Source organism: Pseudomonas sp. 05N36, assembly GCF_056397385.1.
Genome location: NZ_JBFTNH010000010.1, coordinates 19,356 through 35,832, shown reverse-complemented (window position 1 = coordinate 35,832; position 16,477 = coordinate 19,356). Strand labels below are relative to the sequence as shown.

At 59.9% G+C, this 16,477-nt stretch carries 15 protein-coding genes and 1 pseudogene; 7 read left to right on the top strand and 9 right to left on the bottom strand.

The window, feature by feature from the left end:
- Nucleotides 1–310 precede the first annotated feature (310 nt).
- Nucleotides 311–664, bottom strand: a complete 354-nt coding sequence (locus tag AC1DIH_RS14470; protein ID WP_054598352.1) for a hypothetical protein — start codon at nt 662–664, stop codon at nt 311–313.
- Between the two features lie 280 nt (nt 665–944).
- Here AC1DIH_RS14470 and AC1DIH_RS14465 point away from each other — a divergent pair, with 280 nt between their 5' ends.
- Nucleotides 945–2,378, top strand: coding sequence for a serralysin family metalloprotease (locus AC1DIH_RS14465; protein ID WP_477772184.1), 1,434 nt, complete (start codon nt 945–947; stop codon nt 2,376–2,378).
- Nucleotides 2,379–2,460: 82 nt separating this feature from the next.
- On the opposite strand, the gene AC1DIH_RS14460 is transcribed toward AC1DIH_RS14465, so the two are convergent.
- Both AC1DIH_RS14460 and AC1DIH_RS14455 read right to left on the bottom strand, forming a co-directional pair.
- Complete coding sequence (locus tag AC1DIH_RS14460; RefSeq protein ID WP_477772183.1) at nt 2,461–4,083, bottom strand: MFS transporter; 1,623 nt, start codon at nt 4,081–4,083, stop codon at nt 2,461–2,463.
- A 136-nt stretch (nt 4,084–4,219) separates the two neighbouring features.
- Nucleotides 4,220–5,881 carry a GMC family oxidoreductase gene (locus tag AC1DIH_RS14455; protein WP_477772182.1) on the bottom strand — a complete coding sequence of 554 codons (1,662 nt, stop codon included), beginning with the start codon at nt 5,879–5,881 and terminating at the stop codon, nt 4,220–4,222.
- 134 nt (nt 5,882–6,015) lie between these two features.
- Here AC1DIH_RS14455 and AC1DIH_RS14450 point away from each other — a divergent pair, with 134 nt between their 5' ends.
- On the top strand, nt 6,016–6,915 hold the full coding sequence (locus tag AC1DIH_RS14450; protein ID WP_477772181.1) for a LysR family transcriptional regulator: 900 nt from the start codon (nt 6,016–6,018) through the stop codon (nt 6,913–6,915).
- Between the two features lie 262 nt (nt 6,916–7,177).
- Here AC1DIH_RS14450 and AC1DIH_RS14445 read toward each other — a convergent pair whose 3' ends face one another.
- Entirely contained in the window at nt 7,178–8,281 is a 1,104-nt protein-coding gene (locus AC1DIH_RS14445) for a DNA alkylation repair protein (protein WP_477772180.1), read from the bottom strand.
- A gap of 79 nt (nt 8,282–8,360) precedes the next feature.
- Nucleotides 8,361–10,169 (bottom strand): monovalent cation:proton antiporter-2 (CPA2) family protein, encoded by a 1,809-nt coding sequence (locus AC1DIH_RS14440; protein WP_054597678.1) that lies wholly within the window; start codon nt 10,167–10,169, stop codon nt 8,361–8,363.
- A gap of 195 nt (nt 10,170–10,364) precedes the next feature.
- Here AC1DIH_RS14440 and AC1DIH_RS14435 point away from each other — a divergent pair, with 195 nt between their 5' ends.
- Entirely contained in the window at nt 10,365–11,273 is a 909-nt protein-coding gene (locus AC1DIH_RS14435) for a LysR family transcriptional regulator (protein WP_477772179.1), read from the top strand.
- 23 nt (nt 11,274–11,296) lie between these two features.
- Here AC1DIH_RS14435 and AC1DIH_RS14430 read toward each other — a convergent pair whose 3' ends face one another.
- On the bottom strand, nt 11,297–12,073 hold the full coding sequence (locus AC1DIH_RS14430) for a substrate-binding domain-containing protein (protein ID WP_477772178.1): 777 nt from the start codon (nt 12,071–12,073) through the stop codon (nt 11,297–11,299).
- A gap of 22 nt (nt 12,074–12,095) precedes the next feature.
- Nucleotides 12,096–13,400: a tricarballylate/proton symporter TcuC gene (tcuC, locus tag AC1DIH_RS14425; protein WP_477772177.1), complete on the bottom strand. Its 1,305-nt coding sequence runs from the start codon at nt 13,398–13,400 to the stop codon at nt 12,096–12,098.
- Between the two features lie 241 nt (nt 13,401–13,641).
- Here tcuC and AC1DIH_RS14420 point away from each other — a divergent pair, with 241 nt between their 5' ends.
- From AC1DIH_RS14420 to dmeF, 4 genes are all read left to right on the top strand, one after another.
- A complete protein-coding gene (locus tag AC1DIH_RS14420; RefSeq protein WP_477772176.1) occupies nt 13,642–13,950 on the top strand; it encodes an RcnB family protein in 309 nt (102 codons plus the stop codon).
- Nucleotides 13,951–14,050: 100 nt separating this feature from the next.
- Nucleotides 14,051–14,389 (top strand): FKBP-type peptidyl-prolyl cis-trans isomerase, encoded by a 339-nt coding sequence (locus AC1DIH_RS14415; protein WP_477772175.1) that lies wholly within the window; start codon nt 14,051–14,053, stop codon nt 14,387–14,389.
- A 251-nt stretch (nt 14,390–14,640) separates the two neighbouring features.
- Nucleotides 14,641–14,916, top strand: a complete 276-nt coding sequence (locus AC1DIH_RS14410) for a metal/formaldehyde-sensitive transcriptional repressor (RefSeq protein WP_054598351.1) — start codon at nt 14,641–14,643, stop codon at nt 14,914–14,916.
- Between the two features lie 14 nt (nt 14,917–14,930).
- A complete protein-coding gene (gene dmeF / locus AC1DIH_RS14405; protein WP_477772174.1) occupies nt 14,931–15,899 on the top strand; it encodes a CDF family Co(II)/Ni(II) efflux transporter DmeF in 969 nt (322 codons plus the stop codon).
- A 33-nt stretch (nt 15,900–15,932) separates the two neighbouring features.
- Here the strand turns inward: dmeF and AC1DIH_RS14400 are convergent, their stop codons facing one another.
- Complete coding sequence (locus AC1DIH_RS14400) at nt 15,933–16,268, bottom strand: hypothetical protein (protein WP_477772173.1); 336 nt, start codon at nt 16,266–16,268, stop codon at nt 15,933–15,935.
- A gap of 52 nt (nt 16,269–16,320) precedes the next feature.
- Nucleotides 16,321–16,455 (bottom strand): annotated as a pseudogene (locus AC1DIH_RS14395) (S-type pyocin domain-containing protein); the annotation flags it as partial.
- Nucleotides 16,456–16,477 lie beyond the last annotated feature (22 nt).

The window sequence follows — 16,477 nt, the reverse complement described above, 5'->3', positions numbered from 1 at the left end:
GGAGTCGAGTCCCGTCATTTTCTGGGTTAAGTGCCCAGCTCTGCGAATTCGCATCAGCCAGACAGCGTCTAGATACTGTGTCCATTGGATTCTTTTGTGAGTTGAAAAAAGGCCTGAGTTACCGGCCCGGGCAATGTACTCAGGCAGGCCGCTGACGTCAACCTTAAATCCATGTTGTTAAGGAATTAGACAGATAAAGACAGTGCAGAAGGGACTATCAGAATAATTGCAGTCGATAGTGATCGATATTAAGGCGCGAAGTGCTCATGACATTCAGTCGTCATGAGCACAAGGGATTACGCTGTAACGCTTAATGATGCATGTGTCGGGAAATATCCCGGTAAGTATCGCTGTCCGTTGCCGCCAACAGCTTGCGACCATCCTTGAGCGTGGCGATGAACGTGATCTCGGTCTCCTTGCCCGCCATCAGGTAGCCGGCGATTGCCCCGATGGGGCCGAGCAGCATGGCGCCGGCGATGCTGTAGCCAATCGCATCCTTGTTGGTCACGCTGTCCTCGGTTGCCACTTCCAGGGTTTTGAATGCCGAGGGCCGCACTTTGATTTCCTGGTTAGGGTTGAAAAGGGTTTTCAACTGCAACGCCCCTTCACGGTACTCGCTATCGCCTTGTTGAAAATCTCCCGCCAAAACGGTGACATTGACCATGTTGAACTCCCCTTGTTCGAACATTGCTGAACCTGATATCTCGCGCTTGCAGGGGGGAGACGTCAATCAGCTGACGATGAAGGGGCGTACCGTCAGTCCGGTCAGTAAAGAGGCATGACGCTTGGTCCTTGAGCGGACCGCTATCTAAAAATTCAATAGGCCCGCCGCTTCAAACTGTGTCAGTTTCGTTACGCCTTCAACAGGGCGAGTGATAGGACGATCTCGCGAAGGGGTCGCCGTGGTCTATCGGAACCGACTATTTGAAACAAGGACGTAAGTGATGTCACAGGCCAAAGCAAAAGCGCTCATTTCTTCAGGGCAGGTCAGTTCGGCCTACAGTCAGGTCGATGCCTTCAGCCATTTGTATGATCGCGGTGGCGCTGAGTTGATTAACGGCAAACCGTCGTTCACCGCGGATCAGGCGGCTGATCAGATTCTGCGTAAAAACCTGTCCTGGCACGACACGGACGGCAATGGCAAAGTCGAACTGAGCTACAGCTTCATGACTTCGGCGCCGGCTAACTACAACACCAAGCTGGGCCATTTCAGCGAGTTCAGCGATCTGCAGAAAGCCCAGGCGAAACTCTCTCTGCAAACCTGGTCGGACGTGGCCAATGTCACTTTCAAGGAAGGGGCAACAGGCGGTGACGGACACCTGAGCTTCGGTAACTACGATGTCAGCACCGGTGGCGCGGCGTTCGCCTACTTGCCGTCGGGCGGTAGCTACGACGGTCAGTCCTGGTACCTGATCAACGATCAGTACCGGGTCAACGAGACGCCGGGCACCAACAACTACGGGCGTCAGACCCTGACCCACGAAATCGGTCACAGCCTGGGCCTGTCCCATCCGGGTGTCTATAACGCGGGTAGCGGCAACCCGACCTATAACGACGTGACCTACGCTCAGGACACGCGCGGCTACAGCCTGATGAGCTACTGGAGCGAGAGCAACACCGGTCAGGATTTCAGCAAGGATGGCAGCGGCGCGTACGCTTCTGCGCCGTTGATGGACGACATTGTCGCGGTGCAAAAACTCTAYGGTGCCAACCTCGAGACCCGTGCCGATGATACCGTCTACGGTTTCAACTCCAACACCGGGCGCGATTTCTACAGCGCCACCTCGTCGGCTTCCAAAGTGGTGTTCTCGGTGTGGGACGGTGGCGGCAATGACACCCTGGACTTCTCGGGCTTCAGCCAGAACCAGAAGATCAACCTCAACCAAGGCTCGTTCTCTGACGTTGGCGGCCTGGTCGGCAACGTGTCCATCGCCCACGGCGTAACCCTGGAAAACGCTATCGGTGGTTCGGGCAATGACCTGCTGATCGGCAACGCGGTGGCCAACCTGCTCGAAGGCGGTGCCGGCAACGACATCCTCTACGGCGGCGGTGGCGGCGATACTTTGTGGGGCGGGGCAGGGGCGGACACCTTCGTGTTCGGCGCGGCATCCGATTCGACCATGACCGCGCCGGACTGGATCATGGATTTCACCAGCGGTGAGGACAAGATCGACCTGTCGGGCATCGCGCAGTTCGCGTCCGGCGCCGCCACGCTGAACTTCGTCAGTGGTTTCACCGGCCATGCCGGCGATGCGATCCTGACGTACTTCGCACAGACCAACCAGACCAGTTTGTATATCGATCTCACCGGCCACGGTGCGGTGGATTTTGCCGTGGGAACGGTCGGTCAGGCGGCAACCACGGACATTGTCGCCTAAACTCTGCTGACAGGAACCGCCGATGCGGTTCTGTGCAGTGAAAGTCCGCCCAGGGCCAACATGGGCGGACTTTTTTATGCCGTCAGTTTTTCTGCAGGTCCACGTCCTTGGTTTCGCGCAAGCAGAGCATACCTACCACAAGGCTCACCCCGGTGATCAGGATCGGGTACCACAGCCCGTAGAAAATATCCCCGGTGTAGACCACCAGCGCGAACGACACGGTCGGCAGGAAACCACCAAACCAGCCGTTGCCGATGTGATACGGCAGGGACATCGAGGTGTAGCGGATGCGCGTCGGGAACAGTTCGACCATCAGCGCCGCCAGCGGTCCGTAGCACATCGCCGAAATGATGATCAGCGCGACGATCAGCACGACGATCATCGGTTTGTTGATCTGCTGGGTATCTGCCTGTTGCGGGTAGCCGGCCAGGGTTACGGCACCGCGCAGGGCGGCTTCGTCGTAACCGTCGATTTTTACATCGCCAACGCTGACCTGCACGGTGCTGCCGGCAGGGGCGGCTTTGCTGCTGTAAGGCAGACCTTGTTTGACCAGGAAGGTTTTGACCTTGTCGCAGGGGCTGTCAAACCGCGCCTTGCCGACCGGGTCGAACTGGAAGGTGCAGGTGGCCGGGTCGGCCAGCACGCTGATCGGCGCTTGTTGACTGGCGCGGTCGATGGCCGGGTTGGCGTAATGGGCCAGGGTTTTGAAGATCGGGAAGTACAGTACGGTGGCCAGCAACAGGCCAATCATCAGGATCGGTTTGCGCCCGACCCGGTCCGACAGCCAGCCGAAGAAAATGAAGAACGGTGCACCGATCACCACGCTGACAATCAGCAAGGTGTTGGCCAGGGCCGGGTCCATTTTCAGGAACTGGGTGAGGAAGAACAGCACATAGAACTGTGCCGCATAGAAGGTCACCGCTTGCCCGGCGTTGATGCTGAACAATGCAATCAGCACGACTTTGAGGTTTTCCCAGTTACCGAAGGATTCGCGGATCGGTGCTTTGCAGGACTTGCCTTCTTCTTTCATTTTCAAGAAGGCCGGCGACTCGTGCAGGCTCAGGCGAATCCAGGTCGAAATGCCCAGCAGTACGATCGACAGCAGGAACGGAATGCGCCAGCCCCAGACTTCGAACTGATCACCGGTGAAGTAACGGCAGCCAAGCACCACCAGCAGCGAGAGCAGCAAACCGAGGGTCGCGGTGGACTGAATCCAGCTGGTGTGGAAACCGCGTTTGCCGACCGGCGCGTGTTCTGCCACGTAGGTCGCGGCACCGCCGTACTCGCCGCCGAGTGCCAGGCCCTGGAGCATGCGCAGCACCACCAGAATGATCGGCGCGGCAATGCCGATGCTGGCGTAGGTCGGCAGCAGGCCGACGGAGAAGGTTGCCAGGCCCATCAGGATGATCGTGGCGAGGAAGGTGTATTTGCGCCCGATCATGTCCCCCAGTCGACCGAACACCAGAGCGCCGAACGGCCGCACGATGAAACCGGCAGCAAAGGCCATCAGCGCGAAGATGAAGGCGGTGGTGTCGTTGACCCCGGCGAAAAACTGTTTGCTGATCACCGCCGCGAGGGCGCCGTAGAGGAAGAAGTCATACCATTCGAACACCGTCCCGAGGGACGAGGCGAAGATGACTTTCTGGGTTTCCTTGCTGGTGCCGGCGCTGAGCGTTGCGGCGATGGCTTGAGCCTGTTCTGACATGTCGGTATCCCTCACAGTGTTTATTTATTGTTGTTCCACTGTCAGCACCGGCCGTATGGGCTGGTGCTGCTCCTGCTGGTATTGCGCGGCCTTTGTGGGAGCGAGCCTGCTCGCGAAGGCGTTGTGTCAGTCACCATCAGAGGTGGCTGACAGGCCTCTTCGCGAGCAGGCTCGCTCCCACAGGGTGGGTGTTTATAGGGGTGCTGAGAATCAGCTGCGCCGCTTTTTCGGCGATCATCAGTGTCGGTGAGCAGGTATTGCCCGAGGTGATGTGCGGCATGATCGATGCATCGGCGATGCGCAATCCGGGGATGCCGTGGACCCGCAGTTGGGCATCGACCACGGCATCGGCATCGTTGCCCATGCGGCAGGTGCCGACCGGGTGGAAAATCGTCGTGCCGATACGCGCGGCGGCTTCGTGCAGTTGTTCTTCGCTTTGCAAGGCTGTGCCCGGCAGGTATTCGACCGGGTTGAACGGTTGCAAGGCCGGTGCGGCTACGATGCGCCGGGTCAGGCGAATGGCCTCGGCGGCCACGCGCAGGTCTTCGGGATGGCTCAGGTAATTGGGTTGAATCAGCGGCGGCTGTTGCGGGTCGGCCGAGCGAATCTCGACGCGGCCACGGCTTTGCGGGCGCAGGTCGCAGACCGAGGCGGTAAACGCCGGGAACGCATGCAAGGGTTCGCCAAAGCGTTCGAGCGAGAGCGGTTGGACGTGGTATTCGAGGTTCGCCGAGGTTTGTTCCGGTCCGGAGCGGGCGAAGGCGCCGAGTTGACTGGGGGCCATCGACAGCGGGCCACTGCGGTCGTACAGATAGCGCAAGCCCATGCCGATTTTGCCCCACAGGCTGCCGGCGATCTGGTTCAGGGTCCGGGCGTTTTCCAGCTTATAGATCAGCCGCAGCTGCAAGTGATCCTGCAGGTTGCCCCCCACGCCATTGAGCTCATGGGCGACGCCGATGCCCAGGCGCTTGAGCAGACTGCCCGGGCCAATGCCGGAACGTTGCAGGATGCTCGGCGAACCGACTGAACCGGCGCTGAGGATGATCTCCCGACGGGCCGCAAAGGTTTTTACCTGACCTTGCCAGCGGGCGCTGACCCTGGATGCCCGGCCGTTTTCCAGCAGCACGCGGTCGACGTCGACACCGGTCAGGACGGTAAGGTTTGGTCGGTGGCGAACCGGTTTGAGAAAGGCCTTGGCAGCATTCCAGCGTACCCCGGCTTTCTGATTCACCTGGAAGTAACCGCAGCCTTCGTTGTCGCCCTGGTTGAAGTCATCGACGCTGGCGATGCCGCTTTGTTCGGCGGCGCTGCGGAAGGCGTCGAGAATCGGCCACGACAGCCGCTGGCGCTCGACGCGCCATTCCCCGGCGGCGCCGTGAAACGCCGAGTCACCGGCAAAATGGTTTTCGCTCTGTTTGAACAGCGGCAGTACGTCGTTCCAGTTCCAGCCGGGGTTGCCCTCGGCGGCCCAACGGTCGTAATCGCCGGCCTGGCCGCGCATATAGATCATGCCGTTGATCGATGAGCTACCACCCAGCACCTTGCCGCGCGGGTAGCTCAGGCTGCGGCCTTGCAGGCCGGTTTGCGCTTCGGTCTTGAAGCACCAGTCGGTGCGCGGGTTGCCGATGCAAAACAGGTAACCGACCGGAATGTGAATCCACGGGTAGTTATCGCGCCCGCCGGCTTCAAGCAGCAACACCCGGTGCTGCGGGTTGGCGGAGAGCCGATTGGCCAGCAGGCAGCCGGCCGGTCCGGCGCCGACCACGATGTAATCGTATGCATCAACGGCAGGTTGCATCCATGACCTCGCAGCGTGTTGTTCTTATTGGGATCCATCCTAGTTGTTAGTTTTCGGCAAAAGAATGTTAGTTTTTGCTCAGCTGCTGTGCGTTTTTAAACAGTGATCAACTCCCACGCATGCAAGGAAGGCTGATGTTCGACTGGAATGACTTGCGGTTTTTTCTCGAATTGCAACGCAGCGGCCGCTTGCTGACCGCCGCCCGGCGCTTGAAAACCACCCACGCCACGGTGGCGCGACACATCGAGGCGATTGAAACGAGCCTCGGCACCGCGCTGTTTGTCCAGCAAGCCCAGGGTTACCAACTGACCCCGGCTGGCGAAGCGCTGCTCAAACATGCTGAAGCCATGGAGAACGTGGCCTTGCTGGCGCAGGAGGAAATCACCCAGTCCAGTGCGCCGCTGGGCAAGATTCGGGTCGGGGTGACCGAAGGCTTGGGGATCATGTTTCTCGCCAGCCGCATGCAGGGTTTGTTTGATCGCTATCCGGGGCTGGAAGTGGAGTTGGTGGCGGTGCCGCGTTTCGTCAGTATCCTCAATCGCGAAGCCGAGATCAGTATTCATCTGGAGCGCCCGGCGGCTGACATGCTGGTCACTCGCAAGCTCACGGATTACCGTTTGGCGCTTTATGCCAGCCAGGCTTACCTCGACCGTTCGCCGCCGTTGCGCAGTCGGGAAGACCTGGCGCGGCATGCGTGGATCGGTTACGTCGATGATCTGTTGTTCAGTCAGGAGTTGATGTTCCTCAACAGTTTTTGCCGCAGCCCTCAGGTGGTGTTTCACAGCACCAGCGTAATCGCCCAGCAACAGGCGGCGCGTTCGGGATTGGGGATTGCGGTGTTGCCGTGTTACATGGCCAGCAACGATCCGGAGCTGGTGCCATTGCTGCCGGCCGAAAGCATTCAGCGCAGTTATTGGATCAGTACCCGGCGTGAGTTGCACAAGTCGGTGCGGTTGCGGGTGTTGTGGGATTATGTGGTGGGGTTGTGTGATCGCGAGCAGGCGCTGCTGCTTGGGCCCACCTCTCAAGCGTAGGCTGCGATCTTTTTGATCCTGACAGCCGACCAACCTCTGTGGGAGCGAGCCTGCTCGCGATAGCGCCCTGACAGCCGACCAACCTCTTGCGGATGTACACCAATCAAAACTGTGGGAGCGAGCCTGCTCGCGATAGCGCCCTGACAGCCGACCAATCACTCACAGATGTACGCCAATCAAAACTGCGGAAGCGCGGCTTGCTGGCGATAGCGTTTTTACAAATGCCATCGCTGGCAAGGGTCAGGCGCGCACCTGCTCTGGGTTACGGGGTAATTTCAAACGCGGTGCTTCCCAGTCGCTCGCCATTGACCATGATGTGTACCGCATGCGTGCCCGCGTAATGTTTGCGGGTGGTCAGCTCGCGAATCTTCTGGGTGCGGCTGAGGGTTTGGCGGGCGTGGGCGGGCAGGGTGAGGCCCTTGAGTTTGAAGACTTTCGCTGAGGTAGCGCCTGAGGCTTTGACGTAGTCGATGGCGTAATCGACCACCAGTTGCTGGTGGTCACTGGCGGTTGAATGAAGGTCGAACGAGAGCTTTATAGTTTCGCCGAGACTGATCACTGCCGGTTCAACCTTGAGGTTATGGATCTGGACCTCGGGTTTGCCGCCAGCGCCGATGATTGCCAGTGCCCGTTGGTTGCCCTGTTTGATCAGGCTGCGCAGGGCGTGTTTGGCGATCCACGCGGTGCGCGGGTCTTCCAGCGACCAGCCTTCGATCAGGCTCAGCACCCACTCGGGGTGGTCCTTGGTGATGTCGTTGAGGTGGTTGGCCACCGACTTGCGCACGTAAAGGCTGCTGTCGGCCTTGAGGTTGTCGAGGATTGCTGCTGCCAGCGTCGGGTCGGCTTGCACCGATTCGAGGCGAAACGACCACGGCAGGCGCGGGCGACTACCTTCGCTGGCCAGGCGGCGGACGTGTTCGTTGTCGTCCAGCGACCAGTCGTGCATCAGTGCCAGTGAGCGTTCGAAGTCGCTACGCAAGAAATGCCGGATCGCGAACTCCGAGGAACCGAACGTGGTGAAGTACTTGAGCGCGTCCATCGACAGCTCGAACGCGTGGGCACCATAAGTGGCGACGTACTGAGGCAGGAACATGCTGACGAAGCCGCTGTTCAAGCGTGGTGCGAGCGGGCGCAGGATTTCCAGTGTCTGCTCATAGCTCAGCGGCAGCACCGCGTGCAGGCATTCACCGACCCGTGCCATGCGCTGCATCACCGACAACTCGGCCAAACCTTCATTGGCCAGTTTCAGGAACGCCCTGGCGTTGAACGCCGGGTACACCGCGTGCATTTCGCTGGCGATGTGTTGCAAGCGCTCGGCGTTGAAGATTTCCTTCAGGGCGGGGGAGGATTGGTCGGTGCTACTCATCGTGGATTCCTTTCAACATTTCAGAGCAAAAGATCGCGGCCTGCGGCAGCTCCCACGGGGAACGCGATCTTTTTTGGCTTCAAGGTTTGACCGTCTCTTCCTCAATCCGATCCGCCTCGAACAACCGCGCCAGTTCGGCTCGGGCTTCCTGGGCGCTTTGCATGACTTTCGCGGCATCGTCGTAGATCGCGTGCTGGGCTTCGAGCACTTGTTCGTCGTGATGCTTGAAACGCTCGATGCGGGCGTCGGCCTGGGTCTGGCTCAGGCCCAGACCGATCAGGGTCCGGCGACTCATTTCCAGGCTTGAATAATAGGTTTCGCGGATCGCCTCGGCGCCGAGGTCGACCAGGCGGTGCACATGCTGACGGTTACGCGCACGGGCGATGATTTTCATGTGCGGGTAGAGTTTGCGCACCAGTTCGGCGGTCTTGATGTTGGTGTCCGGGTCATCGGTGGCAATCACAAAGTATTCCGCCTGCCCGACCTTGGCCGCGTGGAGTATTTCCGGGCGCATCGGGTCGCCATAGAACACCGGCACACCGCCAAAGCTGCGCGACAGCTCGATGGTTTCCACCGAGGTGTCGAGGGCGACGAACTGGATTTTTTGCGCCCGTAGAATCCGCGCGACGATCTGGCCCATCCGGCCCAAGCCGGCGATGACTACGCGAGGGGCGTCGGTGTCGATTTCGCGCAAGTGCGGCGGCACGGCGACGGGCTGGACTTTCGATTTCACCAGTCGGCCGCACATCAGCAGCAACAGCGGGGTCACGGCCATCGACAGGGTGATGGTCAGCACCTGAAGGTCGTACATCCGAGGGTCGAACAGGCCTTGGTCGCGGCCGATCTTGAACACCACGAACGCGAACTCACCACCCGCCGCCAGCACGATGCCCAGACGCAACGCACTCAGCCGATTCAAACCTCCGGCCAGTCGCCCGACGACAAACAGCATCGGCAGCTTGAGCATGATCAGCAGCAGGGTCAGGCCCAGCACCGTTGCCGGGGCGCTGAACAGCAGGCTGATGTTGGCGCCCATGCCGACGCTGATGAAAAATAGCCCCAACAGCAGGCCCTTGAACGGTTCGATTTGCGCTTCCAGTTCATGGCGGTATTCCGAGTCCGCCAGCAGCAGGCCGGCGAGGAAAGCGCCGAGGGCCATCGACACGCCGACCAGGTCCATCAGCCACGCGGTGCCGATTACCACCAGCAGCGCAGTGGCGGTCGAGACTTCCGGCAGGCCGGTTTTGGCGACCACACGAAACACCGGCCGCAACAGGTAACGCCCGCCAATCACCACCACCGCGATGCTGCCCAGCACCCGCAGGACATGGTTCAACTCTTCAGCGGCGGTCGAGGTGTGATCACCGCCGGCGAGCAGCGGCACCATGGCGATCAGCGGGATCGCGGCGATGTCCTGAAACAGTAGAATCGCAAACGCCAGCCGCCCGTGCGGGCTGGTCAGTTCCTTGCGTTCAGCCAGGCTTTGCAGACCGAACGCGGTGGACGACAACGCCAATCCCAGGCCGAGCACGATCGCGCTGTTGAGCGCCTGGCCGAACACGTAGAACGCCAGCACGCCGATCACTGAACCGGTCAGCAGCACTTGCGCCAGACCGACGCCAAACACCGCTTTGCGCATCACCCACAGCCGTCGTGGCGACAGCTCAAGGCCGATGATGAACAGTAGCAACACCACGCCAAGCTCGGAAATATGGCTGACGCTTTGCGGGTTGCCGATCAACCCCAGCACCGACGGCCCGATGATGACGCCGGCCAGCAGATAGCCCAACACCGCGCCCAGTTGCAGGCGTTTGGCCAAAGGCACGGTGAGCACCGCCGCGAACAGAAAGACGACAGCGGCTTGCAACAGGTTGCCTTCATGGGGCATGGCTTACTCCTGGGAAAACGTCGAACAACAAAAATTGCAGACAATCATGGGGTGCAAAGGCGACAAGGATAAAGGCTGGGCCGGCGTCAGTCAGTCATGAGTGCCGGCTATTGCGGATTTTCGCGTTACATTTTGCATCAATTTGTTACATTCATAGGATAAGCTGATCAATTCGTTTGCCGCTGAGTGCGCTTCATGGCCATCAACTTCGACCTGAATGACTTGCAGGCTTTTCGCGCCGTGGTCGAGCAGGGCAGCTTTCGCAAGGCCGCCGACGCGGTGCGCATCTCCCAGCCGGCGCTGAGTCGACGGATTGAAAAGCTCGAAGACGCACTGGGCGTCAAACTGTTCGAGCGCACCACTCGCCGCGTTAGCCTGACCCAGGCGGGGCGTGCGTTTGCGCCGAGTGTCGACCGGTTGCTGGATGACCTGGATGTGGCGCTGCTGGGGATCAGCGACGTGGCGTCGACCCGTTTGGGTTATGTCACCGTGGCTTGCGTGCCGTCGGCGGCTTACTACTTCATGCCGCGGGTGGTCGCCCAATACCATCAGCGATTTCCACGAATCAAGGTCAAGGTGCTCGACTCCAGCGCCCATGACGTGCTGAGTGCGGTGGTCAATGGCGAGGCGGATTTCGGCTTGAGTTTCATGGGCACGCTGGAGGCTGACGTCGAGTTCGAACCGTTGGTGCAGGAACGTTATGTGGTCGCTTGCCGGCGTGATCACGCCTTGGCCAACCGCGCAAGCGTGAGCTGGAGCGAGCTGTACCAGCAGGATTACATCTCCCTCGACAAGACGTCGGGCAATCGCTTCCTGCTGGATCAGGCGTTGAGCGGGATTGTTCCGGTGCGTCAGAGCATCTGCGAAACCCGACATGTCACCACCATGATCGGCCTGGTTGAAGCCGGGCTGGGGATCGCTGCGGTGCCGTTGATGGCGATGCCCGGCAGTGACCACCCGATTCTGACTCACGTACCGCTGACTGATCCGCAAGTGATGCGCAGCGTCGGCCTGCTCAAGCGTCGGGGGCGGACGCTGACGCCTGCGGCGTTGGAGCTGGAGCGGCTGATTATTGAAATGAAGGTCAAGCCGGCCTCAGCATAGATTGGCTGGGGCCGGCGCCAGGCTTAACGGCTGACCGAGTCCAGGCCGGTCGCCACGACCTCTGGCTGGGCGGCCGGGGAGGCGAGGTAGTCGAGCAAGGCCTTGGCTTGCGCCGGATGTTGCGCACCCACCGGAATGCCAGCGGCGAAGCGTGTCACCGACTGCACCGATTCCGGAAGCTTGCCGACGTAGGTTACGCCGGGTACCGGGAGCAATTCACTGACCTGTTGAAAGCCCAATTGGTAGTCGCCCGTGGCAACCACCGAAGCCACCGGAATTTTCGGCACCATGGTCGATTTGGCTTTGAGCTGCGGTTCGATCCCCAGGCGCTTGAACAGCTGATCCTGGATGTACACGCCGCTGGCGCTGTCGGAATAGGCCACGGATTTGGCATTGAGCAATGTCGCCTTCAGCGCCTCGACCGAGCTGATATCCGGCTTCGCCACACCCTCGCGCACCACCAGGCCAATCCTCGAATCGGCCAGTTCAACCCGTGACCCGGGCAAGACCTTGCCTTGCTTGATCAGCTCATCCAGAGCGTAGCCGACCATGATCACCACATCGGCGTGCTCGCCACGGGCCAGCCGGTTGGGGATCGCTTCCGGCGCCTTGCCCATCGACGGGCCGAGCGCCGTATCGAGCGTGTTGCCGGTGGCGGCGGCGAACTTCGGACCGAGCACTTTGTAGGCGGCTGTGAAGCCACCGGAGGTCATCACGTGCAGCTCTTCAGCCTGGGCAACGCTGTTCAGGCCCAGGGCGCCGATCAGGGTCAGCGCCGCAAGGTTCAGTAATTTTTTCATCGATACCTCTCTGTCAGGGGGCTTATTGCAAGGCGGCTTGTAAACGACCGGTCGAGCGCCGGTACAGATACAGCGTTGCGCACAACGCACACAGCGCGGCGAAACTCATCCAGTAACCGGGGGCGGCCTTGTCGCCGGAGTATTGAATCAGGAAGGTCGAAATCGCCGGGGTGAAGCCGCCGAACACTGCAGTCGCCAGGCTGTAGGCCAGGGAGAAACCAGCCACGCGAACTTCCACCGGCATGATTTCGGTCAGCGCTGCAACCATGGCGCCGTTGTACAAACCGTAGATGAACGACAGCCACAGCAGCACCAGCAGCATGTTGATGAAGCTCGGCGCCTGGACCAGATACGACAATGCCGGGTAGGCCGTGGCCAAGGTCAACAGGGTCATCGCCACCAGCACCGGACGCCGACCGATGCGGTCCGACAGTGCGCCACCCAGTGGCAGCCAGCAGAAGTTCGAAACGCCGACCAGCAAGGTCACCAGCAGCGCATCGGAAGTGCTCAGGTGCAGCACGGTTTTGCCGAAGGTCGGCGCGTACACGGTGATCAGGTAAAACGCGGTGGTGGTCAGCGCCACCATCAGCATCCCGGCGATCACGATCTGCCAGTTTTGCAGCAAAGTGCCGAACACCTGACGCATGTTTGGGCGGTGACGGCGGGCGGTGAACTCTGCGGTTTCTTCAAGGTTGCGCCGCAGCAGGAAGATGAACGGCACGATCATGCAACCAACGAAAAACGGAATGCGCCAGCCCCAATCGGCAATCACCGTCGCCGGCATCCATTGGTTCAGCGCATAGCCCAGCGCGGCGGCAATGACGATCGCCACTTGCTGGCTGGCCGACTGCCAACTGGTGAAAAAGCCCTTGCGGCCTGGCGTGGCGATTTCCGCCAGGTACACCGACACGCCGCCCAGTTCCGCACCGGCGGAGAAGCCTTGAAGCAGGCGACCGATCAACACCAGCGCCGGGGCAAACAGGCCGATGGTCTCGTAGCCGGGCACCAGCACAATCAGAATCGTGCCGCTGGCCATGATCGACAGGGTGACGATCAAGCCTTTGCGGCGGCCGACATCATCGATGTACGCACCGAGAATCACCGCGCCCAACGGACGCATCAAGAACCCCGCGCCAAACACCGCGAAGGTCATCATCAGCGAGGCGAATTCGCTGCTGGCAGGGAAGAACGCCGCCGCAATATAGGTGGCGTAGAAACCGAAGAGGAAGAAGTCGAACTGTTCCAGGAAGTTGCCCGAGGTGACCCGGAAAATTGCACTGGCCTTGCTGCGAGCGGATGTCGCTGGCGGATGGGTTGTAGCCTGCATGTTGTGTCTCCCGCGCTTTTATGACATGCGCAACGTGGCGCATGGATCTTATTAAGGCCGGATACTGGGGCAGGTCGATCGATATGATAAGTGCATATTTAACATCCATTGATGCGTATGGATTATCACTGCGATGGGATCAACCGCTGAATTATCGCTACAGTGAAGTGTTAGCGTTTCGAATGACCGGACGCAATCGCGGTCCCAGAGCGGGTGTCATCAATTCACTGGAGGAATACCGATGCTGCGTCAAAGAAATCTGGCTGCCATGGCGGTGCTTGTGAGTCTTGCGGTTGTCTGCCCGACGGTCCTGGCCGCCGATACCCTGCAAACCATCGTCCAGTCGGCGCCAATCAATGCCCGCAACCTGCACGTCGGCGACCAGGCACCGGATGTCTACACCCGCAGCGAAAAAGCCCTGGTCGACTGGAAAAGACGCGGCTTGAACACCCCGCAAAGCCAGAGCCAGTGGGTGCAAATCAACGACAAATACATGCTGGTGCATACCGGCAGCGGGCAGATTCTGGCGGTCATGCCGATTGAGCGTTGAGCGGGTGCCTGCATCTGCGTCTTCAACGGGATTGCCCTGCAGCGCGAAATCTGAGAAAACGCGGGCCGTGTTTAGGGTCATCGCGAACGAGAGAGCAGTAATGAACGAAGAATTGCAGGTCATCGACCTTGAACCGGGCGATGGCAAAGCCGCCGTCAAAGGCGCCTTGATTACCACCCAGTACCGCGGTTTTCTGGAGGACGGTACGCCGTTCGACTCTTCCTGGGAGCGCGGCAAACCCTTTCAATGCGTGATCGGCACCGGCCGAGTGATCAAGGGCTGGGATCAGGGCTTGATGGGCATGAAGGTCGGCGGCAAGCGCAAGTTGCTGGTACCGGCGCACCTGGCGTATGGCGAGCGTTCGATGGGCGCCATCCCGCCCAACTCCAACCTGGTTTTCGAGATTGAATTACTCGAAGTGCTGACCCGCGACGACTGACCGCTGTTATGCCTGCGCATCATGCGCGACCCACAGCATCTCACGCGTTTTTTCTGCCGGCGTACGATTCGGGCGATCACCTGCGCCCGGGGGATGACGGGAATCAGGCGATGGCCGAGGCGGTTGATCTGAGCGCCTTGTTCTAACGCTGTATCGCGACGTATCCCATGACCATTGGGTGAATACAGGGTTGCCAATATCGACGTGATCGACGACTATCCTTTTCGCAGATAGGTATAGGGGGTATGGGTATGTCGCACATTCACGAACACAAGGACGATCTGCTGAAGCGGGTTCGTCGGATTGCCGGCCAGGTTCAAGCCGTCGAGCGCGCATTGGAGTCGGAGGCCGACTGCGCCAAGACCCTGCATTTGGTCGCGGCGATCCGTGGCGCGGTCAACGGTCTGATGGACCAGTTCATCGAAGCCCACGCCCGCGAACACGTAGCCAGCCCCGAGCTCAGTGATCAAGAACGCGCCGAAGGCCTTGAAGAGTTGCTGCAAGCCATTCGTCGTTACTCAAATTGAAGGTCATGCAACCCATGAGTAGTTCACCTCAGGTCTCACGTTATTCCCACGATCACATGTTCCTGGGTGCCACCCACGATGAGAATGCCAGGCGCACGCTGTGGGTCGTTGCGCTGACGTTCGTCATGATGGTTAGCGAGATTGCCGCCGGTTACATCACCGGGTCCATGGCGCTGTTGGCGGATGGTTTCCATATGGCCACCCACGTTGGTGCGCTGGGCATTACTGCAATCGCCTACGGGTTTGCCAGACGAAACGCCGGCAATGCGCGCTACAGTTTTGGTACGGGCAAAGTCGGGGACCTGGCGGGCTTCGCCTMGGCCATGGTGCTGGGGCTGGTCTCGATCGTCATTGCTGTAGAGTCCGTCATGCGGTTGTTTCAACCGACTACCGTGGCCTTCACTGAAGCGACACTGATCGCCGTGCTGGGCCTGGCTGTGAACATCGTCAGCGCACTTTTACTGGCCGGCAACTCTGCGCATCATGACCACGGTCACGGTCACGGTCACGGTCACGGTCACGGTCACGGTCACGGTCACGATCACGGTCACGATCATGGCCATCATCACGACAACAATCTGCGTTCGGCTTATGTCCATGTGCTGGCCGATGCGATGACCTCCGTGCTGGCAATCGCTGCGTTGTTGGCCGGTCGCTATCTGGGTTGGGTCTGGCTGGACCCGGTGATGGGTATCGTCGGCGCAATCGTCATCTCCAATTGGGCCTATGGCTTGATGCGAGACAGCGCCGCAGTGCTGCTGGACACGACCGATGAACACGTCGCCGCCGAAGTTCGTGAGCTGCTTGAGTCGACCGGCGATGTCAGTATCACCGACCTGCATGTCTGGCGCGTAGGCCCGCAAGCCCGGGCTGCGATTGTCAGCGTCGTGACCTCGGCAGCCGTCACGGCCGATGCCATCCGCGAACGGTTGGCCCCGGTCCATGAACTGTCACATTTGACGGTTGAATATCGCAACGCTTGAGGACGCCGCTACGGGTATTTACCTGGCAGTACGTCAGGTAAATAGCTCGATGTCTTCAAGTGTGTCCGAGATGACAGGTTCAAGAGAGGGGAATCGCGCCTTCGCACGCTCAAAGGCCGCGAGTACCTTCTCTAGCTCCAATTGACCGTGTCGGCGTGCCACATGACCAAGGGCTGTGATGGCCGCTGATGCAACATTTTCACTCTCACTGTTCAGATAGTGCAGGCAAGTGTTCTGAGCCCACGCTCCATCTGGCTCGTTAAGACCGATGGAGATCAGGGCGGCGATGACATCCGTTTCCTTTCCTTCAGCAAGAAGAGTGTTCGCTTTGTCATGGTTCATCGATGGATCTTGATAGAGCAGGCTCACTTTTTAACTCCCTGAATGTTGCCTTTGTTGTCGACCGTTCCGGCTTTGATCAGAGCATGTCCTCATATGCCTGCTGCCGAGACTCACGCTCTGCAAGCTCGGTTGGCGTCATGTATCTAGAGGTGTGGTGATGACCGTCACCCGACGGTGGGTTCCAGACTTTTGGTATGTCCTTGTTACGAGCCATGCGCGTCCTTGTTTCGCCTGTT

Coding starts and splice junctions, on each gene's coding strand:
- AC1DIH_RS14470 (WP_054598352.1), bottom strand. CDS start 664: ATGGTCAATGTCACCGTTTTGGCGGGAGATTTTCAACAAGGCGATAGC.
- AC1DIH_RS14460 (WP_477772183.1), bottom strand. CDS start 4,083: ATGTCAGAACAGGCTCAAGCCATCGCCGCAACGCTCAGCGCCGGCACC.
- AC1DIH_RS14455 (WP_477772182.1), bottom strand. CDS start 5,881: ATGCAACCTGCCGTTGATGCATACGATTACATCGTGGTCGGCGCCGGA.
- AC1DIH_RS14450 (WP_477772181.1), top strand. CDS start 6,016: ATGTTCGACTGGAATGACTTGCGGTTTTTTCTCGAATTGCAACGCAGC.
- AC1DIH_RS14445 (WP_477772180.1), bottom strand. CDS start 8,281: ATGAGTAGCACCGACCAATCCTCCCCCGCCCTGAAGGAAATCTTCAAC.
- AC1DIH_RS14440 (WP_054597678.1), bottom strand. CDS start 10,169: ATGCCCCATGAAGGCAACCTGTTGCAAGCCGCTGTCGTCTTTCTGTTC.
- AC1DIH_RS14435 (WP_477772179.1), top strand. CDS start 10,365: ATGGCCATCAACTTCGACCTGAATGACTTGCAGGCTTTTCGCGCCGTG.
- AC1DIH_RS14430 (WP_477772178.1), bottom strand. CDS start 12,073: ATGAAAAAATTACTGAACCTTGCGGCGCTGACCCTGATCGGCGCCCTG.
- tcuC (WP_477772177.1), bottom strand. CDS start 13,400: ATGCAGGCTACAACCCATCCGCCAGCGACATCCGCTCGCAGCAAGGCC.
- AC1DIH_RS14420 (WP_477772176.1), top strand. CDS start 13,642: ATGCTGCGTCAAAGAAATCTGGCTGCCATGGCGGTGCTTGTGAGTCTT.
- AC1DIH_RS14415 (WP_477772175.1), top strand. CDS start 14,051: ATGAACGAAGAATTGCAGGTCATCGACCTTGAACCGGGCGATGGCAAA.
- AC1DIH_RS14410 (WP_054598351.1), top strand. CDS start 14,641: ATGTCGCACATTCACGAACACAAGGACGATCTGCTGAAGCGGGTTCGT.